At 34.7% G+C, this 25,704-nt stretch carries 19 protein-coding genes and 2 pseudogenes; 7 read left to right on the top strand and 14 right to left on the bottom strand.

What is annotated here, in order from left to right:
• Positions 1 to 88: 88 nt before the first annotated feature.
• Positions 89 to 790, bottom strand: coding sequence for a glucosamine-6-phosphate deaminase (locus tag E3C75_RS05265; protein WP_024704019.1), 702 nt, complete (start codon positions 788 to 790; stop codon positions 89 to 91).
• Between the two features lie 149 nt (positions 791 to 939).
• On the opposite strand from E3C75_RS05265, the gene queA reads away from it, so the two are divergent.
• Entirely contained in the window at positions 940 to 1,983 is a 1,044-nt protein-coding gene (gene queA, locus E3C75_RS05260) for a tRNA preQ1(34) S-adenosylmethionine ribosyltransferase-isomerase QueA (protein ID WP_011680873.1), read from the top strand.
• Between the two features lie 97 nt (positions 1,984 to 2,080).
• On the opposite strand, the gene E3C75_RS05255 is transcribed toward queA, so the two are convergent.
• The 5 genes and pseudogenes from E3C75_RS05255 to E3C75_RS05230 all read right to left on the bottom strand — a co-directional run bounded on the left by E3C75_RS05255 (position 2,081) and on the right by E3C75_RS05230 (position 11,476).
• A complete protein-coding gene (locus E3C75_RS05255; protein ID WP_011680872.1) occupies positions 2,081 to 3,868 on the bottom strand; it encodes an ABC transporter ATP-binding protein in 1,788 nt (595 codons plus the stop codon).
• Positions 3,869 to 3,880: 12 nt separating this feature from the next.
• The gene (locus E3C75_RS05250) at positions 3,881 to 5,617 is read right to left on the bottom strand and encodes an ABC transporter ATP-binding protein (protein ID WP_064355459.1); all 1,737 of its coding nucleotides are present in this window, start codon (positions 5,615 to 5,617) and stop codon (positions 3,881 to 3,883) included.
• A gap of 1,045 nt (positions 5,618 to 6,662) precedes the next feature.
• A complete protein-coding gene (locus E3C75_RS05245) occupies positions 6,663 to 9,602 on the bottom strand; it encodes a mucin-binding protein (RefSeq protein ID WP_111679398.1) in 2,940 nt (979 codons plus the stop codon).
• 394 nt (positions 9,603 to 9,996) lie between these two features.
• Positions 9,997 to 11,149 (bottom strand): annotated as a pseudogene (locus tag E3C75_RS05235) (MucBP domain-containing protein); the annotation flags it as partial.
• A gap of 39 nt (positions 11,150 to 11,188) precedes the next feature.
• Positions 11,189 to 11,476, bottom strand: coding sequence for a hypothetical protein (locus E3C75_RS05230; RefSeq protein WP_011680866.1), 288 nt, complete (start codon positions 11,474 to 11,476; stop codon positions 11,189 to 11,191).
• A 689-nt stretch (positions 11,477 to 12,165) separates the two neighbouring features.
• Here E3C75_RS05230 and E3C75_RS05225 point away from each other — a divergent pair.
• The 4 genes and pseudogenes from E3C75_RS05225 to E3C75_RS05210 all read left to right on the top strand — a co-directional run bounded on the left by E3C75_RS05225 (position 12,166) and on the right by E3C75_RS05210 (position 15,997).
• The gene (locus E3C75_RS05225; RefSeq protein WP_038694561.1) at positions 12,166 to 13,212 is read left to right on the top strand and encodes an FtsX-like permease family protein; all 1,047 of its coding nucleotides are present in this window, start codon (positions 12,166 to 12,168) and stop codon (positions 13,210 to 13,212) included.
• Positions 13,213 to 13,216: 4 nt separating this feature from the next.
• Positions 13,217 to 13,891 (top strand): ABC transporter ATP-binding protein, encoded by a 675-nt coding sequence (locus E3C75_RS05220; RefSeq protein ID WP_011681376.1) that lies wholly within the window; start codon positions 13,217 to 13,219, stop codon positions 13,889 to 13,891.
• 62 nt (positions 13,892 to 13,953) lie between these two features.
• A pseudogene (locus E3C75_RS05215) lies at positions 13,954 to 14,289 on the top strand (integrase core domain-containing protein); the annotation flags it as partial.
• A 451-nt stretch (positions 14,290 to 14,740) separates the two neighbouring features.
• Entirely contained in the window at positions 14,741 to 15,997 is a 1,257-nt protein-coding gene (locus tag E3C75_RS05210; RefSeq protein ID WP_172451562.1) for an ISL3 family transposase, read from the top strand.
• Positions 15,998 to 16,221: 224 nt separating this feature from the next.
• Here the strand turns inward: E3C75_RS05210 and E3C75_RS05205 are convergent, their stop codons facing one another.
• From E3C75_RS05205 to E3C75_RS05170, 8 genes are all read right to left on the bottom strand, one after another.
• Entirely contained in the window at positions 16,222 to 17,427 is a 1,206-nt protein-coding gene (locus E3C75_RS05205; RefSeq protein ID WP_111679392.1) for a tyrosine-type recombinase/integrase, read from the bottom strand.
• 2 nt (positions 17,428 to 17,429) lie between these two features.
• Complete coding sequence (locus E3C75_RS05200; RefSeq protein ID WP_000860228.1) at positions 17,430 to 17,678, bottom strand: DUF3173 family protein; 249 nt, start codon at positions 17,676 to 17,678, stop codon at positions 17,430 to 17,432.
• Positions 17,679 to 17,949: 271 nt separating this feature from the next.
• Positions 17,950 to 18,174, bottom strand: coding sequence for a helix-turn-helix domain-containing protein (locus tag E3C75_RS05195; protein WP_111679390.1), 225 nt, complete (start codon positions 18,172 to 18,174; stop codon positions 17,950 to 17,952).
• 515 nt (positions 18,175 to 18,689) lie between these two features.
• On the bottom strand, positions 18,690 to 19,424 hold the full coding sequence (locus E3C75_RS05190; protein ID WP_111679388.1) for an ABC transporter permease: 735 nt from the start codon (positions 19,422 to 19,424) through the stop codon (positions 18,690 to 18,692).
• Positions 19,421 to 20,176: an ABC transporter permease gene (locus tag E3C75_RS05185; protein WP_111679386.1), complete on the bottom strand. Its 756-nt coding sequence runs from the start codon at positions 20,174 to 20,176 to the stop codon at positions 19,421 to 19,423. The genes E3C75_RS05190 and E3C75_RS05185 overlap by 4 nt, the downstream gene beginning before the upstream one ends.
• Before the next feature lies 1 nt (position 20,177).
• Positions 20,178 to 21,086: an ABC transporter ATP-binding protein gene (locus E3C75_RS05180; protein WP_111679384.1), complete on the bottom strand. Its 909-nt coding sequence runs from the start codon at positions 21,084 to 21,086 to the stop codon at positions 20,178 to 20,180.
• Positions 21,087 to 21,139: 53 nt separating this feature from the next.
• On the bottom strand, positions 21,140 to 23,164 hold the full coding sequence (locus E3C75_RS05175; RefSeq protein WP_111679382.1) for a cysteine peptidase family C39 domain-containing protein: 2,025 nt from the start codon (positions 23,162 to 23,164) through the stop codon (positions 21,140 to 21,142).
• A 55-nt stretch (positions 23,165 to 23,219) separates the two neighbouring features.
• On the bottom strand, positions 23,220 to 23,390 hold the full coding sequence (locus E3C75_RS05170; protein WP_050572218.1) for a lacticin 481 family lantibiotic: 171 nt from the start codon (positions 23,388 to 23,390) through the stop codon (positions 23,220 to 23,222).
• Positions 23,391 to 23,592: 202 nt separating this feature from the next.
• On the opposite strand from E3C75_RS05170, the gene E3C75_RS05165 reads away from it, so the two are divergent.
• Entirely contained in the window at positions 23,593 to 24,309 is a 717-nt protein-coding gene (locus tag E3C75_RS05165; protein WP_111679380.1) for a response regulator transcription factor, read from the top strand.
• Positions 24,302 to 25,681, top strand: coding sequence for a sensor histidine kinase (locus E3C75_RS05160; RefSeq protein WP_111679378.1), 1,380 nt, complete (start codon positions 24,302 to 24,304; stop codon positions 25,679 to 25,681). Before E3C75_RS05165 ends, E3C75_RS05160 begins: the two co-directional genes overlap by 8 nt.
• The last annotated feature ends 23 nt before the right edge of the window (positions 25,682 to 25,704 follow it).

Below are 25,704 nucleotides of genomic sequence, written 5' to 3'. Positions count from 1 at the left end.
TAAACAGGTTGAGTAGCACTAGCTCAACCTGTTTTTTTCTATAACTTTCTGATTACCTAACTCGCATCTGCTCGACTCATGTTTTCTCCTACAATTTCGCAGCAGCAGCCTCATCTAAGATAAGAGTCACGTCTGGATGATGTTGCAAGACACTAGCTGGCACTTCCTCTGTCACTGGCCCCTTGACCATCTTGAAAATGGCATCTGCCTTCTTGTCACCATAGGCAAACAAGATAATCTTCTTAGCAGCCATAATAGAAGCAATTCCCATTGAAATAGCCTTTGTAGGGACTTGGTCACGACTGGCAAAGAAACGGCTATTTGCTTCAATGGTGCTATCCGTCAAGTCGACCACATGGGTTTGACTATCAAAAGGCGTACCTGGCTCATTAAAACCAATATGCCCATTACTTCCGATTCCTAAGATTTGCAGATCAATGACATGTTGTGCCAAGACGTCATCGTAATCCTTAGCCGCCTTCTCCAAATCTTCAGCCATACCGTCAGGTAAGAAGCTTTCCTTAAATGGCTTGGCATCAAAGAGTTGAGCCTTCATAAAGGCATGATAGCTCTGCTCATGCTCTGGTGATAGTCCGACGTATTCATCCAAATTGACGCTGTAAAGTTCCGAAAAATCCACGTCACTCTCAACCATCTCTTGGTAAAGGGCGATAGGGGAACTACCTGTCGCCAATCCCAATGTTTGAGCACCCGCTGTAAGGCTCTCTTTTAGAAGTTCAAAGGCAACTTTGCCTCCCTCAACTTGATTCTTAACTAAAATCTTTTTCATTCTATTCACCTCAATATTGGTATATACCATTTTCTTTATTATCTCTTTTTTAACCTTCCTGTCAAGCGTTTTCACTTGATAAGTTTAATGACTGTCGCCCTATATCGTGCTATAATAAAAAGGCTGAAAATTTTTAAACGAGGAAACAAATGAATACAAACGATTTTGATTTTGAACTACCAGAAGAACTAATTGCCCAAACCCCATTGGAACAACGTGACGCCTCTAAACTCTTAGTCATTGATCCTGTAACTAGGGAAATGACTGATACCCACTTCGACCACATCATTGATCAGCTTAACCCTGGAGATGCCTTGGTCATGAACAATACGCGCGTGCTTCCTGCCCGCCTCTACGGTGAAAAAACTGATACACACGGCCATGTAGAATTTCTCCTTTTGAAAAATACCCAAGGTGACCAATGGGAAGTTTTGGCCAAACCAGCCAAACGCCTTAAAGTAGGTGCTAAAGTCAGTTTTGGTGATGGTCGCTTGACTGCCACTGTCACTAAGGAACTGGATCACGGCGGACGTATCGTAGAATTTAGCTACGACGGTATCTTCCTTGAGGTTTTGGAAAGCTTAGGCGAGATGCCACTGCCACCTTATATCCATGAAAAATTGGAAGACCGCGATCGTTATCAAACGGTCTATGCCAAGGAAAATGGCTCTGCCGCTGCTCCAACAGCTGGACTCCATTTCACACCTGAGTTACTTCAAAAAATTGAAGCTAAAGGCGTAAAATTGGTCTACCTCACCCTCCACGTTGGACTAGGAACCTTCCGACCTGTTTCTGTCGATAATGTCGACGAGCATGAAATGCACTCAGAATTTTACACCCTCAGCCAAGAAGCGGCCGATACCCTCAATAGTGTCAAAGCTGCTGGAGGTCGCATTGTTGCAGTAGGGACAACCTCAATCCGAACACTGGAAACAATTGGAAATAAATATGATGGCCAACTCCAAGCCGACTCGGGCTGGACCAATATCTTTATCAAACCAGGTTATCAATTCACAGTCGTAGATGCCTTTTCAACCAACTTCCACCTTCCAAAGTCAACCTTGGTGATGTTGGTTTCAGCCTTTGCTGGTCGTGAATTCGTCCTAGAGGCCTACAAACACGCCGTCCAAGAACGCTACCGCTTCTTCAGTTTCGGAGATGCCATGTTCGTAACACGACCTTCGGAAAAATAAATAGTGATGTTGAGACTTCTCTTACAGGGGAAGTCTCTCTTACTGCACATCACATTCAGAAAAAATCCACCAGTTATGAACTGGTGGATTTTTTTGTTTATTTCTCTGCAAATTGACTATTATACAAATCGTAATAGAAACCTTTATCTGCAAGGAGGGATTCATGGTTCCCTTGTTCGATGATTTGTCCATCTTTAAGGACCAAAATCTTGTCTGCTTCTTGGATTGTTGATAAACGGTGAGCGATGACAAAACTTGTTCGACCTTGCATAAGTGTCTTCATGGCTTTTTGAATCAAGAGTTCCAGACGGGTATCAACTGATGAGGTTGCCTCGTCCAAAATCAAGATTTTAGGGTCAGCCAAAAGTGCACGGGCTATGGTCAAAAGTTGCTTTTGTCCCAGTGAAATGTTACTTGATTCCTGGTTTATTTCCATGTTGTAGCCACCAGGCAGCGTACGGATAAAGTGATCCACATTGGCAGCCTTCGCTGCTTCAACAATTTCTTCATCAGTTGCCTCAAGATTACCAAAACGAAGATTTTCCTTGATAGTTCCTTCAAAGAGCCAAGCATCCTGAAGCACCATACCAAACTGTTTACGATAATCTTTACGCGACAAGTTGCGTATATCATGACCATCAACCGAGATAGAACCTGCAGTAACATCATAGAAACGCATGAGAAGATTGATAATAGTTGATTTTCCAGCACCGGTAGGACCGACAATAGCCACCATTTCACCAGGATTAACCTCAAGATTAAAGTCACGAATCAAAGGTTTATCAGCTACATACTGGAAGTCCACATGATTAAAGATAACTTGACCAGTTAAATCTCCTTCAAGCACCTCAGTAGCATCATTAGCCTCGTCTGGTTCATTCATCAGTTGGAAAATACGGTCCAAGGAAGATTTAGCACTCTGCAATTGTCCAGCCAGCTGAGTCAAGTTCTGAATAGGTTGATTAATCTGCCAAACGTACTGAACGAAAGCCTGCATATTACCAATCGTCAAGCGACCAGCCAAGACTTGCAAACCACCTAGGACGGCAACAATTAGATAGGTCAAGTCAGATAAACCATTAAGGAAAGGCATCATGAGGCCTGAAATGAAATTGGCCTTAAAACCTACCTTTTGAAGGTCTTCCGTAATTTCTTTAAAGTCGTCTAATGATCTACCCTCACGCCCAAAAAGTTTAATCACATTGAAACCAGTCAGATTTTCCTGAACAAAACCGTTAAGAGTACCTAGGGCATCAGCCTGCTGCTTAAAGTAAGGTTGAGACTTACTCATAATGAAGCGAGCACCAAAGTAAGAAATCGGAATAGTGATAACAAACACAGCTCCCAACTGAAGATTAAGGTAAAGCACTGTCCCAATAACCAAGGCTAGAGTAAAGATGGCGTTGACAACCTGCAAGAATGACTGCTGCAAGGCATTTGAAACTGTCTCGACGTCACTAGTAAAGCGACCCAAAAGGTCTCCAAATTGTTGCTTATCAAAGTATGACACTGAGGTACGATTGATTTTCTCAATCATCTCATTTCGCATATCCTGAACCGTTGCTTGCACAGCATTGGTCATAAAATAGTTGGAATAGTAAGAAGCCAACTCATAGATGAGACCACGCAAGAGGTAAAAGACCAAAACTAAACCAACGTAGGACACGTTGATATGAGCACCTGCTACCCCCTTAATGATGTCCAGTGTATTTTTAGTCAGTTCCGTAATGGCTAAACCAATGACCACCGGCTCAATAACACTCATGATGACACTAATAATTTTCAGGAAAATAGCTAAGTAAAGTGGGAAACGATAAACCTGCAAGTATGACCAAAGGCGGCCAAAACTTGAGGAATGAGTTGTTTTCTTTTTATTATCCTTCATTTTCACCTCCTTCTAGTCTTCCGTAAGACTCTTTTGATTAAATTGTGAATTAGCAATCTCACGGTAAATCTCATTACTTTCCATGAGCTCTTCGTGACGGCCACGACCAACAATTTCACCCTTATCAAGAACGATAATCTGATCTGCATCCATAATGGTTCCCACACGTTGAGCCACAATCAAGACTGTCGCATCCTGGGTCACTTCTTTTAGACGACGGCGCAAGGTCGCATCAGTCTTGTAGTCCAAGGCAGAGAAGGAATCATCAAAGATGTAAAGGTCAGGACGTTTAACCACAGCACGTGCAATTGACAAACGCTGCTTCTGTCCACCAGAAAGGTTGCTACCACCCTCAGCCAAGTGAGAATCATAGCGTTCTTCCTTACTTTCGATAAATTCCTTGGCTTGAGCCACATCAGTGGCTTGATTCAATTCTTCATGACTGGCATTTTCCTTACCATAACGGATATTTTCACCGATAGTCCCTGTAAAGAGTAGGGCTTTTTGTGGGATAAAGCCAATCTTACGACGAAGAGCCTTAAGATTGTAGTCACGGACATCTACACCATCAACAAGAATGCGTCCAAGTGTTACATCATAAAAGCGTGGAATCAACTGTACAAGTGATGATTTTCCTGAACCCGTAGATCCGATAAAGGCAATGGTTTCACCTGGTCTAGCCTTGAAAGAAATGTTGTGTAGGACAGGACTTTCAGTTTCACCGGGATAGGCAAAGGTCACATTGTCAAATTCCAAATATCCCCTAGTCTCGGTTTCTGTCACGCCATCTTCATTTGGATTGATAGAAATCGGCATGTCCATAATTTCCTGCAGACGTTCACTAGACACCGCCGTACGAGGATACATGGTAAAGAGATTGGCTAGGAAAAGGAAGGACAATAGTGCATGGAAGCTGTACTCAATAAAGGCAACCAAGTCACCGATTGCTAAAGTCCCAGAACCTAATGGCTCAAGAGCAAACCAAACAATAGCCACAATCATAGCGATAATGATTTGTACAAAAAGTGGCTCGGTCAAACCAGTCAATTTGAAAAGTTTGCTTGAATTATCCGCATAGACAGCATTTTCAGAAGCGAACTTCTTCTCTTGAAAATCTTCTCTAGCGAAAGCTCGGATGACACGAAGTCCAGTCAGATTTTCACGAGCATACTGGTTAATCTTGTCGAGAGTTGCCTGTTGTTTTTCAGAAAGCGGACGCGTTTTTACCGCCACATACCAGACAACTACGGCTAGGAAAGGCAAGGAGATTGCCACAATCCAAGCCAAAGATGGACTTGTCGTCAAAATCAAGAAGACACTGGAAACCATCATCAAAGGAGTGATAACCCCTAGCTTAAGAACCTGATCCGCAAACTGCATAAGCACAAAAGCATCCGACGTGATACGAGTCACCAAAGAGGATACCCCTATCTGCTCATACTCGTGGTGAGAATACTCCTGAAGCTTAGCATAAATGTCATTACGCATGACTTGCACCATAGTAGTGGTCAACTTACCAACCGCATAGGACAGAAGTATACGACCAACAATCCCAGTCAAAACTACACCAAACATGACCCAAGCATAAGCGTAAAGCTTATCAACATCACCACGGTTTATTCCCTCATCAATCATTCTGGCAAGAACAGTCGGCAAGCCCAAGTTAGCAATAACAAATAAAATGGCTGCCGTAAAATTCATTGCTAGCCACTTAGGATAACGTCTGAGATAAGACCAAATATAAGCCATAAATTTCTCCTTTTCTTTTTAGCATTTACCATGCCTTTAAGATTTTTATAGTTATTTACAACCACTAAAGCCGTAAAAGACACAGAAAAAGGGCGTGACAAGCACGCACATTTCCTACATTCTAACAAATGAAAATATTAAAAGCAATAGAAAAAAGCAGGACTTACACCCTGTTTTTTTCTATTAAGCGACTTGAGTCGTCACCTTATTATTTTAAGAGTAACTGAAGCAGACTGATTCTAATTACTGATATTGCTGAATTTATTTAATGAATTTATATTTTGACAATTTTTTGGAAGGATACTAAAGAATATTTGATTGTAAAATATTTTGAGTGATCTTTCCAGAATCCCGATTACATCATTATGATACCAAAGACTATAAGCATTTTAAGTCACTGATTTATCAGTGTGACCTAGTCTATGTGAAACATATAGGGGACATATCTTAGGAACATTAAGAAGATAATATGAATGACTATAACTCAAGCCTTTTCTAGGATTCCTTTAAACATCCACAATCTCAGCCTGTCGTTTAATAATACGGCAAATAATTGATTTAAATAAGGGATTGCCAAATCGAGCTAAAACATAATCATCTTCGTCATTTTACACTTGAACTCACGCCAATTAGTTAATACTTCTAAAGTTACATCGTCTAAATCAATTTTACGCAATCCAGCAACCATATTTGCTTGCTACTTAGAATACTAATTTCCATATTCAACTTTTTAAAGTGTTTCATAGGCGTTGAGAAGCTTTTTATAAGGTTTATAGCCATCCCAATTACACTCAATATATGATATTTATTATAATAAATTAAGAATTCAATTTTCAGTTTAGTTTCCTGAAGAGATTATATATTTTTGTATTTTTACCAAGAATAAATTAGTATAATTTTATTTCAATTAAATTACATATACTTCCTTTAGTTCAATGTGCACATATTCCTTTCATAGATAAAGTAAAAAAACTGATGAATCATTCGATTCATCAGTTTTAAGGAAGATATGTTCATTGCAAACAAATCGTATCAATTAGAAAGATTAATCTTCTTTCTTCTTACGAGCTACAAGACCAAATCCACTCAATACTCCGAGAAGTCCAAGTGCTGCTAGGCTAGCATTATCTTCTGTACCTGTATTTGGAAGTTCACGTTTGCCATCCATATATTGAGGTGTAGAAGGTGATGCTGGTTGAGCTGCAGTTGTTGGAGTTCCATTATTATCTCCATTATCTGTAGGTCTTACAGGTTGTGGTACTGGAACATAGTTGATTGGTGTATCTTCTGTTGGGTTTTCAGGTGTTGGTGGAACATATCCTTTACTTGGATCGTTTGGATCTACTGGTTTCAGTGGGTTTCCATTTGAATCTTTTGGAGTTGTTCCTGGCACTTGAGGAATCACTGTTGTTGGTGTTCCTGGTTTTGTTGGATCTGTTGGATCGTTTGGATATTGAGGTTTATCAAGTTTTGGTTCCTCGAATCCTTCTGGTACTTTTGGTACCCATGAACCAAGTTTAGTGTAGACAACTTCGATATTTTCATCTTTAGAGTCTACCGTTAATCCTGTTGTAGCTGCTACTTCTTTTTGTTTAGCATCTTTCAGGATGTAGCCTTGAACTACTGGTGATTCAACTTTATCGAATGTTGTATCTCCATCTTTAGCTGTCCAGTTGCCGTAAGTGATTTCACCTGTTACAGAATTAATCTTACCTTCACGAGTGAATGTAACTTTATCTGTTACTTTCTGAGCTACTTCCTCACCTTTTTCGTTAACGGATGTGATTGTACGGTTCACGTGGCGAGTTGTATCAATCTGTTTAATGAGATCTTCTGTCCATTTTGGTCCATCAGGGTTGTTAGGATCGATTGGATCACCTGGTTTTGGTTTATTTGGATCATTTGGATTTTCTGGATCTACTGGTTTGATTGGTTCAACGTGTGGTTTAACCGTTACTACAAAGCTTTGATCTACTTTCGTATCTTTATCGAAGTTCTTATCTGTAGCTGTTGTGAATCCATCAGTTACGAGGTCATACCCTAGAGCTTTAAGTTCAGCAAGCTTAGCTACTGTTGAGTAATCAATTGGTTCTCCAGATTTACCTTCTAGGTTATCTGTGTGAAGTACTGTTCCTGTTCCTTCTACAACATAAGTTACTGTTGCTTTTTGAGTATCTGCTGTATAGGTGATCGTTGTATCTTTACCAATATCAGAAGGTATTGGCGGAATATAGCCCTTAGTACGGTCATCGGGATCAACTGGCACCAAAGGAGTCCCCATATGGTCTTTAGGTGTATAGCCAGGAAGAAAATCAATAACCGGGTAACCAGGCACAGATGAATCAGCAATCTTAGTAGGGTCAATAGGATCATTGGGATAAATAATTGATTTTGTCGAGCCATCAGGATTAGAGACGACCCAGTTGCCGAGCTTTCTGTAAACATACTTAACATCAGAGGTTTGTGGAATATATGGATTTTTAATTGCGACTGTCGTATAACCTACTTGATACTTTATCACAGGATCTGAGGGCTTTATATTTGTATATGTTTCGAGAACTTTTCCATTTTGTGCAATTGAAGCAGACATTGTTCCATCTGAACCAGTCTGAGTGTAAGTAACAACTATTCCATCATGAAAGTCTTTAACATAACTAGCACCAATCTCTCCGTATGGTGACATAGTGCCATTTGAATTAGAAGATGCAGTAGCATAGTAACCATTTATAAGTATGGGACTCGTCGTATATTTTTGGCCGACTAACCCTTTTTGTGTATAAGGAACAACCGGATTACCATTACTGTCGGTGATTTGCTTGCCATCTTTATCAACAAAATAGGTTGTTTGTGTGATCAATTTGGGTACCATATAGGATAGTTTATTGTAGTAGCCAGTATCATATTTACTAGCAATATATTTAACAGCAAGAGGATCTCTTAAACTTTCAACCATCGCATAATAAGTATCATTATAGTAGGTAGTGCTATCAAATACAGCAGATGGTACCTTAGTATTTTGATTTAAAGTGTATTGTTTTAAAACTTTATTTGATGGCGATAATTCCGTTACATAAACAATTCCATCGCCCGTTCGATTAGTTGAAAGAACAATCTGGTTTCCATGATATTTTGTTTGCACCCATTCATAACTGTAATGAGATTTATCTGGATCAATCCACATTCCAGATGGATAATCTGGATCACTAACTGAGAAACCCGTATTGGTAACTGAACCTGACAATACCTTTCTATCGTAGTTTTGAGCAAACTTAGTTGTATCTATTGCACTTCTTTTGACTCTTCGTCTTTGGTTAATAGAATCTGTATTCTCTCTATTACCACGCTTGTTATTATCCACTGTTTCCACAGAATTTGCATACTTTGCATTTGTCTTAACTGCAGTGCCGGCGGTACCTGGAGTACCATTAGTTGTATAAATTTCAGTTGGTCTTAATTTCTTTTCAGCAGTATTTGATTCAGTTACAGCTGTGCTCAAAGCTGATACAGTTTCTGCTTGTGCATCTACATCGGCTTGACTAGCATCTGTATTCGCTAGAGTTGCTTTAGTTGCTGCCTTTGTAGCTGCAACTTCTGATTTCACTTCTGTAGCTTTTTCAGTTTCTGGATTCACAGTTTCTGGCTTCATAGTCTCTGAATTCACAGTCTCTGGATTCACAGTTTCTGGCTTCACAGTCTCTGGATTCACAGTTTCTGGCTTTATAGTCTCTGGACTCACAGTTTCTGGCTTCACAGTTTCTACTGTTTCTGCTTTAGGCTCAGCCTTTTCCGTCTCCTTGTCACCTTGACTAGAAGCAGATGTTGTAATAGCTGTTTCAGCTGATTGTACTTCCGTCGCTGATACTACGCCATTACCTAAGAACATTAAACCAACAGCAATTGCTACTGATGCTGCTCCAAAGCTGAACTTACGAATACCGTAACGAATGTACTTCTCTGTTCGAAAATCTTGTTGTTTCCCTCGCATATGAGTAATAACCCCCTTATAAATTGTTTTATTTTTCAAAATACTTAATTTTTAAAAAAAAAACGGTAATTTTAACATTTAATGTAACAATGTTTTTATGCCGAAACTATATACTTTGAAAATAATTTAATCGTATCACACTTCCGTATTATAAGCAAATTTTCCATTTAAAATTTAGACTATAATAACTAAATTTTATTTTTCAAAAATTATTTATAGTAGTAATTATATTTTTGTTTTTAAGTATCTACCTTTTTTTGTAATATTAAAATAATTTTTACCATTTTATAAAAAGTTAGCCAACTCATTTTCAGAAAACATTTGTAAATTTCAAAAAACCAATGATTTTTACATCATTGGTTTTCTATTATATTCGTTTATCAGAAAGATTTAATTAATCTTCCTTCTTACGAGCTACAAGACCAAATCCACTCAATACTCCAAGAAGTCCAAGTGCTGCTAGGCTAGCATTGTCTTCTGTACCTGTATTTGGCAACTCTTTTTGACCTTCAACATATTTTGGTGTTGCTGGTTGACTTGGTTCAACCGGTCTTGGAGTCGGCATTTCAACATTTTTGAAGATATGTTTGATATTTCCATTTGGATAAGTCACAGTCTTCACATATTCGTAACCTGAAACTGTTCCCGGTTCTTTAGAGCCTGGTTCAGTTGGTTTCAATGGATTTCCATTGTCATCAGCCCAAGTAGTTGTACTTTGCTTACCTGGAGTTGGTTGAGGAAAAGGTGAAGGTTGTTGGAGCTGGTGTTGAAACTTTCTCATAAACGTGTTCGATGTCGCCATTTGGAAGGGTCTTAGTTTCTACAAAGCGGTAGCCTGGGATATCTTTCTTAGGTTGTTCGCCGTCTTCTGTTGGATAGTTTGGAATTTCGTTACCATCTTTATCCTTATAACTTGCCTTAACTTTTTCGTAGACGTGCTCTGTATCTCCGTTTGGAAGTGTCTTAGTTTCTACAAAGCGGTAACCTGGAATATCTTTCTTAGGAGTTGTACCTTCCTTAGTAGTTGTTCCTGGAATTACATTGCCATCTTTATCTTTGTAAGTTGTTATGACTTTTTCATAGATATGTCTTGTATTTCCTTTTTCGTCTACTTCAGTTTTAACAATCTTGTATCCTGGGATATCTTTAGTAGGTTTAGTTCCATCTTCTGTTGGTGAAAGTGAGTTACCCTCTTTATCAACGAATGAAGTATCAGGATGAACTTTTGGTGTGTAAGTAGCTGTTACTGGCATTCCGTTCTTACCTACACGTTTAACTGTTACTCCTGTTGCTTTACCTACGAAGTCAGGTTCTGGTGTGAAGGTTACTTTACTGTTTTCATCGATTGTATATATACCTTCGTCTGGTACTTTCTTCTCAGTTGTTCCATCGTCAAATGTTCGTTTAACAGTTTCATCAATTGGTACATTTGGATTTCCTAGGATGAAGACTGGTGTCCCTGTTTGTGGTTGTCCTTTAGGTCCTTCAGATTCTGCAGGTGTTCCTTCTGGTGTTACTGGTGTAACTGTTGGTGTGTATGTTCTGGTATAGTAAATTTGTAACACTCTCCTACCTAATAAGTTAAACTATTCATTAGAATAGGAGACATAACATGAAACACTATCCAGACGAAACACGACAAAAAATTGTTCGACTACACATTCAAGACGGACGAACATTAAAAAGCTTAGCTTGCTGAGCATAGCCAATTTATGCATCAAGATTCCCAATGTATCTAAAAACGCCAAATATAAGGTTTTATCCAAACTCATTATATAGCAAGAAATCTTCATTGTTCCTATTGGTTCTTTTAAAAGTGTGGCCAATTCGGGGCAAAATTTAAAGTTTAGTTTGCCACAAATAATAATTGTCATTTTATAATATTCCTACTTGGCTATTTTTTATAGGTAAAGAAAAAAGATAAAATGGCATTCATAAATTTTTAAAACTATAAAAATAGACACCTAATCATTAATAAATGAATAAGAAATCGGACACAATGGTGAGTATAATGAATTTTCTTTTCACTTTTCTTTCTATCAGAGAAAAAGCTAACCGAAACTAATAACAAAATTATTGATATCGATAGCTTTAGAAAAATATTCGAATAAGATAATCCAAACAACGCTTAGAAACATAAAATAAAAACTAAGACCACTGAAACAGTTGATACTCCCAGCTTCTTCTTACGTCCAAAGTAAGTTGAAAGCAATAAAATAATAGAATAAGTAAAAATAACGTAATTCATTGATTTGCCCCTATTGTTATATAATAATTCTAATATTATTTGATAATAAATATATTACCATAATTATAGATAAAATGAAAAACACATCCCAAATATATGTTTTAAAACTGTTTCTCCTGACTACTTCCTTAAAAGTCAAATTCTTTCTCATTCCAAAATAGTAAATCAGCACAAAATTAATGAAAAATAACTTCGTTGATTTATCAAAAAGAGTATATGTGACACCCCAATAAAAATTACTAGTACTATTAAAAACCTTTTCAACACATTAAGTGATACACTAATAATAAATAGAATTAATGACAGGAGATTATTATGTTTTTAGCTATTAAAGAGATGCTACATGAAAAATTGCGTTATAGCCTAATAGTGGCACTTATATTTTTAGTAAGTTATCTTTTGATTATTCTTACTGGTTTAGCCACTGGTTTAGCTAACCTAAACAAAGCGGCAATTAACGAGTGGGATGCTTCAAGTATTGTCTTAAATAGTGATTCTGAAGGACGTTTACAACAATCTTTTCTTTCACAGGATCAGGTTGCTAGTTTACCCAATAATGGAACCAGAATTTCACAGTATAGTACACTTGTAAAATCAGAAAATGGATTAAAAGAGAATACTCAATTAGTAGCTCTTGATTCCAAATCGTTCATATTTAAAAAATTGAAAATAACAAGTGGTAGTAAAAATGTCCGAAACAATGCCGGCGTCGTATCGGATAAATTCAAACGTGATGGATTCAAAATCGGTGACCACTTGTTAGTTGCTAATTCATCATTGAGGATTAAAATTACAGGTTTTACACCCAGGGCAACTTTAAGTGCTCTTCCCGTGGTTTATATTTCACCAGACACTATTCAATCACTGAATAAAGGTGTAACAAATGCTGTGGTATTCAAGAATACGTTAAATAATTCAAAAATACCAAAAGGGACTATTCAGTTAAGCATTGACTCATTTATTAATAAATTACCCGGATATAGTGCACAACAACTCACATTCAACTTCATGATTGGTTTTTTGTATATTATTATTCTAATTGTTATTTCAATTTTCTTGTATATTCTGACCGTTCAAAAATTACCTAACTTAGGTGTCTTGAAGGCGCAAGGAGTCTCAACGCAATATCTTGTTTTGAGTACGTTATTTCAATCATTTATTATGTCAGTTATTGGCGTTATTATAGCCATTATATTAGGTGAAATAACAGCTATTACGTTACCCAGCGAGGTACCCATTGTCATCGATAAAAGTAATATTATTGTAACTGGAATCGGTATTATTATTATGTCCTTGTTGGGTGCGTTGATACCAATTCGCCAAATTGCCAAAGTTGATCCTTACAAAATTATTGGAGGTTAATTTCATGTCAAATCTCATTTTCGACTCAGTCACAAAAATTTTTGGTGAGGGGGGTAGTAAGTACGTAGCACTAGAAAATATTAATTTCGAAGCAGAAAGCGGTCAGCTTATTTTAGTTGTAGGGCCATCAGGATCAGGAAAAACTACATTTTTGACTATAGCAGGCGGACTACAGACACCAACTAATGGTGACGTAAAAATAAATGACAGTACAATTAACAGTTTGTCCAAAAAACAACAAACAAAATTAAGATTGGAAAAAATAGGATTTATTTTACAATCTTATAACTTAGTCCCATTTTTAACGGTCGAAGAACAGTTTAAATTCGTAGATAAACTAAAAAAACAAAATTTGACTGAACAAAAATTGCATGAGCTTCTTTCTGATTTAGGACTTTTAGAACTGCTAAAAAAATATCCTAATCAACTTTCTGGTGGACAAAAGCAGCGTGTGGCAATTGCTAGAGCATTATACACTGATCCTGACTATATTTTAGCAGATGAACCCACAGCCGCATTAGATACAGATAGATCCATGAAAGTAATCGAGTTACTCAGAGATTTAGCGCACAAAAGAAATAAAATTATTATTGTAGTTACTCATGACTTAAGGTTAAAAGATATGGCAGACAAAGTTTATCAGATAATTGACGGTAAAATGACAATCCTGGAGAAGTAATTTAATTTATGACTAAAAATCAGCAAAAATATAATTATGACTAAGGAATATATTATTAACTAACCCTTAATAAAGCAATTCATGCTCAGCATTGTAATCCATCTAAACTGATACTTCATTCAGATCTAGGTGTACAATTCACCTCACTAGAATTTACGAGATTTTGTTCATCATTGGGCATTTCTCAAAGTATGAGTCGTGCGGGTACTCCGTATGATAATGCTCCAATGGAACGTTATTACAATACATTAAAAGCTGAAGAAGTTTATCAACATCGGTATGATACCATCGAGGAACTGGACCAAGCTATAAACGACTTTGCCTATGTTTGGTATAATCAAATTAGACCTCATTCTTATAATAACCACCTAACACCTCTAGAAAAACGATTGAAATAATTTTATTTAGTCAATGGTGTTACAAAAATGCTTGACCAGGACAGAACCACTACCACGATAACTTAATTCCACTCTATCACCCTCCTATAACTATAATAAAAGTTAGGATTTTATCTAAGCATTATTTATGATTATTTTAACACAAGACAATATTTATAATTCAGTTTGATGAAGAAAAATAATTATTTCAGAATCTTCTCTTTGATACTTTTAATTGACAATGACAAAACTATCATATAAAAAGAAGTGGCAGAAATACACTGATTTCCTCTTTTCATTGTTGCAAATTAGTTTACTTCGCAATCTAATCCTTGATGGTTATAAACGGCTCTATAATTTCTGTAGTGGGTAAATCCACCATGGAAATTATGGAGCCTTTTTGAGTATATACAAAAAGTCCCATATGACCTATAATAAAAAGTGCTCAAACTATCATTTTAGAAAGACTCATATGGAACAACTAAATCTTATCACAAATTTTCTCAGAATTAAAGACAAAAATATCACTATCACTGATGAATATGATATGGGAACTCACTTAGAACTCCACGGTCACTTGGATCACACAGCCCCTAAATGCCCAAAATGCAAGGGACAAATGGCTAAGTACGACTACCAGAAAACTTCTAAAATCCCCTACTTAGAAACTGCTGGCTACCCTTTACTTATCCGTCTTCGAAAGCGTCGTTTCAAGTGTAAAGATTGCGGAAAAATGGCGGTCGCTGAAACTCCTCTTGTCAAGAAGAACCACCAAATCTCTGTCGCTGTTAACCAGAAAATCGCACAATTACTCATCGAAAATCAAGCAATGAAACATATTGCACACAGGCTATCTATCTCAACATCGTCAGTTATGAGAGAGCTAAATGAGTTCAAGTTTGAAACGGATTGGAATGCCCTACCTGAGGTGATGAGTTGGGACGAGTATGCCTTCAAGAAGGGGAAAATGAGCTTCATCGCTCAAGATTTCGACTCCCTAAATGTCATCGCCATTCTCGACGGAAGAACCCAAGCAACCATCCGAAACCACTTTCTACGCTATCCTAGAAAAGTTAGAAATCGGGTCAAAGTGATTACCATGGATATGTTTAGTCCCTATTATCAACTTGCTAAACAGCTTTTTCCGAATGCAAAAATTGTACTCGATCACTTTCATATCGTGCAACACCTTAGTCGCGCTATGAACCGTGTCCGTATTCAAATTATGAATCAATTCGACAGAAAATCGCAGGAATACCGAGCCTTGAAACGTTACTGGAAATTGATACAACAAGATAGCCGTAAACTCAGCGATAAACGATTTTATCGTCCTATGTTTCGAATGCATTTGACTAACAAGGAAATACTCGAAAAACTCCTATCCTACTCAGATGAACTCAGACAGCACTATGAACTCTATCAATTTCTCTTGTTCCATTTCCAAGAGAAAAACTCAGATCATTTCTTCAGTCTCATCGAACAGGAAATAGCCACTGTTAATCCTATTTTCCAGATGGTATTTAAGACATTTTTAAAGGATAAAGACAAGGTTTTAAACGCCATGGAATTGCCTTATTCCTACGCCAAACTGGAAGCTACCAATAATCTCATCAAAGTCATTATGAGAAATGCCTTTGGTTTCAGGAACTTTGAAAACTTTAAAAAACGGATTTTGATTGCATTGAACATAAAGAAAGAGAGGACGAAGTTCGTCCTCTCTAGGTGTTAGCTTTTAATCTACCCACTACAGTTGACAAAGAGCCTTATAAACAAACCCCACCAAGATTAAATCTTGGGGGGGTTGGTGGGGAATAATAACATTCCCCCGATTTTTTATCGCTCTAAGCAATTCTAAAACCTTGATTTAATAGGCTTCCGCAATCAAATTGCGATACTCTATTATTTAAGAGTAACAATAACACACGTTACTCTGTTGGCGGTATAATTGGCTTTTTAGCCTTTACTCAGAGTTTGGCAGGAATTTTGGCATAAAATGGAATCCAGTCCTGCACTAATTACATTTTGGGTGATTTCTTCTGATACTGTTTTATCTAATGCATTAAACCAGTGACTATATGTATTTAAGGTTGTAGACTTATCAGCATGTCCCATTCGTCTTGCCACATATAAAATATCTTTCTGCAAAACATTTATGAGATAGGAAGCATGACTGTGCCGCAATCCTTTTCCTGTTATCACTGGTACTCCAACTTCTTTAGCTTTTCTCTTAATGATTCGACAGATCGTTGATTTACAAAACGGTTCACCAAATCGTGAAATAATGAAATCTGTATCTTGATTGGCAACTTGATTTTTTCGCCAATTTTCCAATACTGATATTGTCACATCATCCAGTTCAATGAGGCGTTCTCCAGCAGGTGTTTTGGTTTGGTCTTTACGATACCAATTTCCATTTTCATCCTTCTCTAAGGTTGTATGAACTTTCAAGAATTTATGTTCAAAATCGACATCTTCCCACCATAACGATAAACCTTCACTTACACGAACACCTGTCATATAATATAACCAAATAGTTGTGAATCTTTGTAAATCTTCGTAATCTTGTAAATCAAATGATTTAATAAAGTTCTGAAACTCAATATAAGTCCAAAATGGAGTATCAGGGTGCTTGCCTCTAGGGTTATCTAACGCCTTGCATGGCATAGATGAAATATATCCTAATCTCTCAGCATATCCCATACAAGCCTTAAATCGTGACCATAAATTCTTTGCATAATTTTCAGAATAATGCTCAATGATGTGCAATCTAAAAGATTCACAATCTCTAGCTGTTATGCCTTTTAAAGGTTTAGAGCCAAAATACTGAATAAATAACTTATGATGTGGCAAAGCAGTTTTATAAGTTACAGCTTGTACCTTTTGCTTATAAGCTCTTAGATAAATGGTATTCATATAACTTTCAAATGTTATATTATAATTTTCAATACTAAGGTTATTAATAAACTCATACCTAATTCGAACCAGTTCATCATACGCTTCTTTCATTGTAGTAAATGGCTTACCATACTGATTCTTTCTAGCTTTCTTTTGAACTCGTTTACCTGTTACTGGATCAACACCAAGATCAGCCTGATAAAATATCTTGCCATTCTTATCACAATAAACACCTTTATACTTTTTTTGATTTTTTGTAGCCATCTTTAATTCTCACTTTCTAAATTGTCTTCAGAGAGTGAAATTCCGATTAACTCTTCTACTATATCTTTAGGAGCAATACCAAGTCTTCTATTGTCAAAGGGCGATTTACTTAATTGTACCGCATTATGGTCAACTTTGCGAGCTTCTTCAAACTTTTTTACTGCTATTCTTTTTGCTTCTCTAATGATGTTTCTTGCCGTATGTTCAGGAAAACCAATATTCATCAAGTTTTTATATGTTACTGTTTTCATACCTCCACTCCTGTCAAAAAAATTATTTCCTCAGTAGGTATGATTGGTTAAATCACTCATGGGCGTCTCACCCACTGTCCTTTTACGCTGGCAGCCTGAACGTTCAGAAGTATCATTGTCCTCATTTGATATGTCATGGCAGATAGAGAACCACTCTATTTTATAGCTGATTGTTATCGCTCCTATCACAGCGAATCGCACTAAATTGCTCGACAAATAAGAAAGTCCCACCTCGGTTTATTCAGTTGTCAATGAACAAATCAAGGAGAGACTATTTTATTTTATGTTTTATCCTATCTGGACAATCTGTTAACCCTAATAGGTAATCTGTACTAACGTTATAGAGTTTAGAAAGCTGCACAAGAACATCTGCCGTTAAGGCAACCTCTCCTCTCTCAATTTTTGCATAATTTGTATGAGAAAAGGAAAGTAAATTTGCAACAAACTTATGAGTGAAATCATGATCTTCCCTCAAATCTATTATCCGTTGGTACATCTAGCTTTCTCCTAAGAAAAAGTATATGTCACTTTGAGAAAAAATCTCGAAAATTGTCATAATATGACAACATCACTTTAAATTATTTATCGCGAACTAATGACTATAAAATATTGATTCATTTTAGAACATATATTCATAACATCCTATAACTACTTGATTACACTACAAAAAACTAGAGGCAATCTAAATGACAAAACAATAATATCTAGACCGCAATTGAAAAAACGTAAACCGATTTAGCAAAGTAATAGAAAATAATAAACTCACGAAGTAGAAAACGCCTTATTGTAATTGATACAGCGAGAAAACTGAAACAATTCTTATTTATACTGATAGTAAGACTGAGAATTAGTAAAGCTTATATCGGTTAAAACGTTATCGCACAAGGAATGCTCTTTCGACTAGCATTAACTATCATGCGAGCAACATGTATATTGTTAGATAACAACAATTAGATACTAAATTTTATTTATCAATTAATTGGTCTAATTTAAGGCAGTTACATAATTACATCATCCTCTTTTTTCTAGTTCATAACATGTTAATCTGTAAAAAATCACACTAAACAGAAGATTAACAAAGATAAAAATAGTAAGTTCTAATAGTGAAAAATCTTCTAAAGCTCTACTTCTCAATGCTATCATAGGTTGAGAATATGGGTAAAATTTATTTAAGTTTACATTCAAAAACAATAAGACGAACCCGCCCATAGCGCCTAAAGCTGAAATGCCAATTGATTGACCAAAACTTCTAGTTTTAGCATAGGCAAACGCTTGTATGCATAAAATTGATAAAGAGCTCAAAATAGATAAAAGTGTCCATTTTAAAGTTAATAGGACAAAAGAAGAGAGTTCAACATTAGCTACTTTTAAAGCTACAATATAAACAATTAGTACGAGGAATTGAATTGGAATGACTAATGCAGTAACGGTAAATAGCTTGCTTATCAGTAACTTTTTGATAGATACTGCATTTGAACGTAACATTTCCAAATTTTTTCTTTCAAACTCTTGAATTAAAGATATTGCTATAAAAATTGCGAGCATTGGAGGATAAAGAATTTGAGTATAATAGAAAGTTAATTGTCCCCACATCACTTTATCCTGTGTACCATCAATTAAAACTGATTGATTAGCAAAATAGGTACCTAAGCCAATAAAACTTGATAATGCTACAAAAACAACACCAATTATTAAAAGCTGAATTTTATTCAGCTTTTTCCATTCAGCTGAAATATAATGTCTCATTTTCTTTGTCTCTCTTTCTTCAAAAATATACCTCTTACAAGAAGATATAACAGTAAACAATAAATTAGATATATTAAAAGTCTAAAGTATATTGATTGGTCAAATTTATAAAGATAGCTTGAATTATTTATTAGAGTAAATTTGTAAGGAGACAAATAAGAACAGCCAACCCACGGTATAGCGAATGTCCACAATATTGTAGATTTGGATGCTAATATTAAACCTATAAAGCCACCTATAAAACCTGATGATAACAATAAGCCTTGTTTATCAGTAAACATTGCGAAAGTTAAATAAAGGCAAATGAGACTGAAACTTGACAATAGTTGTCCTAAAATTTGAAGAATAGTGATTGTTAGAGGGACACTTACTCCGTTAACCATTGCAAATACATTCGTTGCAACTGTTTCTAAAATAGCCAATATCAAAAAGAAAACAGTTGATAAAATTAATTTACTGTAAAAAATTTGAGTTAATGTAATTCCGTTTGATTCCTGTAGCTTAAATGTCTGTCCTTCAAGTTCATTAGAAACTATACGGCTAGTGAAAATACTAATAGCTATGGGAAGAAAAAAGCTATTCATTGTTTGATTATTAAATAGCACACTAACTCCGTCATAACTTACTGAATTAATTTCACTACCAGTACTAACTGTATTCCACAAGAATCCAATTAACATGAGGAATATTGTAATAATAAACGATTTTGTCCTACGACTTTTCAATAATTCTATTTGTAAAGCATTAACCATTTTATAACTCCTTAGTTAATTCTAAAAATATATCTTCGAGATTTTCTTTTCTATGTTCTACACGAAAAATTGGAAAGTCTAGTTCAACCAAGGAACGGACTATATTAGCGATTTGCTCGTTATTAGCATTCCAGATTTTAATAAGTTTTGCAGTATATTCTACTTTTCTATTACTAAAACTATCACCAAAAAGATTTTTTAATTTTTCAATGTCAAATTTTCCTTCAATCTCTACCCAATTATTAGCATTTATTTTTTCAATTTCTCCCTCGTATACTAATCTCCCATGATTTATAATTCCAACTCTATCAGCAATCAGCTCAATTTCAGATAGAATATGACTAGAAATGAAAATTGTTAGTCCTTCCTCTTTAGCCAAACGAATAATCAATTCACGTATCTCATGAATACCAGAGGGATCTAATCCATTTGTTGGTTCATCCAATAATAATATCTGAGGTTCTTTTACTAAAGCAAATGCTAGGGCTAAACGCTGTTTCATACCCAAAGAGTAGGCTTTTACTAATTTTTTTCTATTTTTTTCTTCTGATAATCCCACAAGTTCAAGTGTTTTTAAAATATTCTCTTCTTTAAAACCTAACATTTTTTGAAAAACTAATAGATTTTCATAACCTGTTAAATTTGGATAGTATGAAGGTTCTTCAATCATTGACCCTATATATTTTAGGTAATCGTTTGATTTGTTAATTGGAGCGTTCATTACTTCAATTGAACCAGAAGTAGGTTCAATTAATGATAGAATCATCTTCATTGTCGTAGTTTTTCCTGCACCATTAGGACCAAGGAAACCATAAATTTCCCCTTTTCTAACTGTAAGTCTTTCTATATCAACTGATGCTACTCCTTTAAAAATTTTCTTCAATTTTTTTAGTTTTATTACTTCTGTCATTGTATAATCCATACCTTTCGTTTTAAATTTTTGTTAATGCCAACACTAAAGTACTAGACACTTTTATTACAAATAAATTTCTTGTAGTCCAAGTTATTCTTTTTTAAATCCTCGTGAGTTGATTTAATGACCTCACCTGTTTCATCATTTATAAAGATAACACTACCAACATAGTTCACAATATCCAAGTGGTGACTTACAATTAACATTGTTTGCTCCTTATAGAAATCTCCCAATAATACATTTTCATAAATCTTATCTTTACTCACTTCGTCCAAATTACTAAAAGCTTCATCCCAAAAAATAATTTTTTCACCTTTCAATAGTGATTTGGCAATTAGTAATTTCTGGATTTGTCCTCCTGAAAGATTCTTTCCCTGTTTTAACAATTTCGATTGTAATTTATTTGGAAGTTTAGCAATGACCTCATCTGCTGTGGTATCAACAAGTATTCTGGATAGCTTAGTTAAATCAGAAGAGTCATATTCAAAGTTTTCTAATACACTTCCCTTTTTCAATGTCATATTTTGCAAGACAACTCCCATATAGTTTTCTAGATATTCACTATTATATGTAATCTTGCCAGAATATCTTAACATGCCAGTTAATAATAATAGCAATGTAGATTTACCGCTACCTGATTTACCTATAATTGCTATCTTTTCACCTTGACTAATTTTTAAATTAACTGGTTTATATAGCGATTCATTTCCATAACCGAAGTTTAAATTTTCAGTCTGAATTATATAGTTTGAATCTAAATCAAAATTAACATTTATTGGTAAATTTTCTTTTAGTATATCCCCCTGCTTTTCGGCATATATAGCTAATCGTGCTATTTCAAAAATTGAGGTTTTCACCTGTTCAATAGATGAAATCAATAATGATATACTTGTTTGATATAATACTAAATCTGCTATTGAAACATTAAAAAATTTATTATTATAAATTACTGCTAAAATAATAACTGATAAACTAAAATAGCTAAATATACTTCCAAAAAGTTGAACAAAATTTTCAACTTTTAAAATTTGGAAATATTTGCTTGTCAAACGATCATTATTTTTTATCCATCTATCTTCCGTTCCCCTCTCATTTCTCATTACTTTAATGTAATCTATATCTTCTAGATCAGATTGAAAATCTGAGTTAAAATCAATTAGGTATTGTAGATAGGATTGATTATATTCGTTCTGCTTATGATATAAAACAGATGATATTAAAGAATATAATACAATCATAGAAACCAAAATAATAGTTAGTCTAAAAGATATTATGGCCAAATATATAAAAATTACAAATGATGAAACTAGACTTATTATTGAAGGGATTAATTTTGATGCTACACTATCTCTCAATGTCGTTCTGAAACTGATTTTTTCAGAAACACTTCCATTGGTATGATTTCTAAAATATAATAATGGTTTATTTAGTAATCTCTTAAATAAGATAGTTGTATAAGATTTATCAAAATTACTATTATATTTTTCTAGCGCAAAATTCTTAATATAATATCCAACAACTTGTAGTAACATAATAGTAAACAATAAGAGAAGGCTTGATATAAATTTTAAATCTCCAGCCATCATATTTCTTATCACAATCGAAAATAGTAAAATGCTAATTTCAATCAAAAGTAGCGAAATCAAAAAAGAGAAAATTACTCTTACATCAAGTGTGTTTTTAAAATATTTAAAAAATAGCGTCTTCACTTTTTGACGATGAAAATCAACAGTCGGGAAGACGGTAATAACCGTTCCAGAATAGTGCTCTAAAAATTCCTCCTTACTAAATTTAATTCTTCCTATTGCAGGATCCACAATTTTTATATAATTTTTGGTTATTTTTTCTAGGACGACAAAATGATCATTATTCCAATGAACAATCATCCTGTTATTGCCTCTAGCACGTATTAGACTTACAACTTCGTCAAAATTAGCTTTATACGCCTTCATATCTACATTAAATTTTTTATTTAGAGTCAGTAAATAGGAAACACTCAAGCCATCAGCTGGAAGTGAATCTCTTTCATAAACCTCGTACAAAGGTACTTTGTATCCTAAATCATTCAATAGCATTGTGTAACAGATAGAAATACTTGAGTGCTTAAGTAAAATTTTTCTATTTAAATGTTTAACAACATTTTAGTTTTTTAGTCCAAGTTGCTAGGTTACATTCGTGAGTAAGAGTAAGTACTACTCCGTTTCCAGCACCAATAATTTGGTCGAGTTCCTCCATACTTACTTCTTGTAGTGCATTTACTGCTGCGATTTCTGCGATACTTTGATTATTTGTTGATTTCATAGCTATTCTCCTCGTTTAAAGTAAATCAATATCAAGCATCTTTATCTTGTTACAGTTACATTTTATAAGTACAAGATAAAGAAATATTAAAATTCACTTTAAGAAATCCTAAAGATTTTAGTGGACTTACTTTTTACTTGAAATTTTTGATATACTATAAATATAGATATGGAAAATTCAAATTATTTTACTAGGAGAGCTTATGGATATAGAAACGCCTTTTTTAACTAGAAAAATATTGGTTGTTGATGATGATATTGCGTTAAACAATTCAATAAGGGAGATACTATCAGTTTCTGGTTTCAAAAAAATATATAGTGCATACAGCATCAGTGAAGGAATAGAGTCTTTTATTAATAATTCTATTGATTTGATTATATTAGATGTCATGCTTCCAGATGGGAAAGGATATTTACTATCAAAATACGTAAGAAAAAATTCTGATATTCCAATTCTTTTTCTAACAGCAAAAAATGAACCTGAAGATGAAATTCAAGGGTTACAATCTGGAGGAGATGATTTCGTGACTAAGCCTTTCCTTCCTAAAATTCTCATTTATCGCATAATTTCGCTTCTCCGTCGGTCGTACAAAGAAGACAGTAACATTATTAAATTAGATAATTGCATTATTAATTTAGGAAATGCTATTGTTGAAAAAAATAATGAAAAACTTTCTTTAACCCCAATAGAAATTCAAATCGTTCGGAAATTATATGATAATAAAAACTATATTGTATCTACAGAGGCGATTTGTGATACCGTATGGGGCATTGATAGTTTTGGATATGAAAAGTCTTTAATGGTCCATATCAGAAATATCAGAGAAAAAATCGAACTTAACCCTTCAAAGCCACAATACTTAATTACTGTTAAAGGACTCGGCTATAAACTAATGGTACAGGAGCTTGTACATGTTTAAACTACGTGTATTAACACAATTTATTAGACGTTTTATTGTTTCAATCATAGTCATGTCCATAATAAACGTTTTTATTCTAGGATTTTTTGTTTTTAGTCAAGCAAATCAAACTAATGTGATGGACACAGTGAATAATCTAGTCAAACAACTTGATATCAGTTCTAATTCTGCCAAATTATCTAACTTTGGGAAAAAATTAGCTAATTCTAAAGAGGTATGGATTATGATTTTAGACTCTGATAGTGGCGAGGAAATCTATGAATATAAAAAGCCAAGTGAAATCCCGACACAATATAACCTAGCTGACGTCGCTAAGTTTACACGTTATTATTTAAATGATTACCCCGTATTCGTACAAATTGTTAATAATAAGATCCTTGTTTTTGGATTTTCAAAAGATAGAGTTTTTAGATTTCCTTTCGATTATTATGAAAAATCCGACCTTCATAGCTTATTTATTTTAGCTTTTTTTCTACTTGGAATAAATTGTCTGTATCTATTAATTATTTATACCTACAGTACTAGATTAGTCCAACGTAAGATTACTCCTTTAGTTTTAGCGATTAAAAAATTACCAGAAGGGCTTAGTGGTTCTGTTTCAACTCAAGATGAGCTAAAACAATTAACGGAAGCTATAAATATTGCTGACAAAAAACTAAAAGAAGGTGAACTTTTTAAAGAAAATTGGATTTCTGGTATCGCACATGATATAAAAACCCCTCTTTCCGTCATTACTTCAAATGCTTCTCTTATTAGATCTGATACAGTGGATAAAAATCAATTAAGACGTTTACGTTCCATACTTAATGAGAGTTATTATATTCAAAATACTGTAAATGACTTAAATATTTTTGCCAGATTAACTAATAGCCAGTTCACTCTGAAATTAGAATCAGTCAAAATAATTCCATTCTTCAAGGAGATCATTATACAAATAATAAATCAAGAAGTTTGGGAAAATATAAATTTTTCATTTGAATTTGATGATGAACTTCAAAATAGTAAAATCTCAATTGAAAAAAACTTAATTTCACGTGTAGTTCATAATATTATCTATAACTCTATTCTCCATAATCCTGAGGATCCTGAGGGCTGTAATGTGAATATTAGTCTACACAGAGATAAAGAATTTTTAATAATTACAATTGAGGATGATGGCATCGGCATAGCAAATGATAAACTATTATCAATTTATGATAGTAATAAAATCATTGAAGAATTTGACATTTCAGGAATTAGACGACACGGTATGGGATTAAAAATCTCAAAACAAATTATTGAAGTTCATGAGGGAACTTTTAAAGTGGAAAGTAAAGAGAATCAATTCTTTAAAGTTATTATTAATTTACCTCTAGAACATGATAATTATTAGTAGCCATGGCAGATAAAGTACCA

The sequence above is a fragment of the Streptococcus thermophilus genome (genome assembly GCF_010120595.1).
Classification (GTDB): domain Bacteria; phylum Bacillota; class Bacilli; order Lactobacillales; family Streptococcaceae; genus Streptococcus; species Streptococcus thermophilus.
This window is presented reverse-complemented; position numbering and strand designations above follow the sequence as displayed.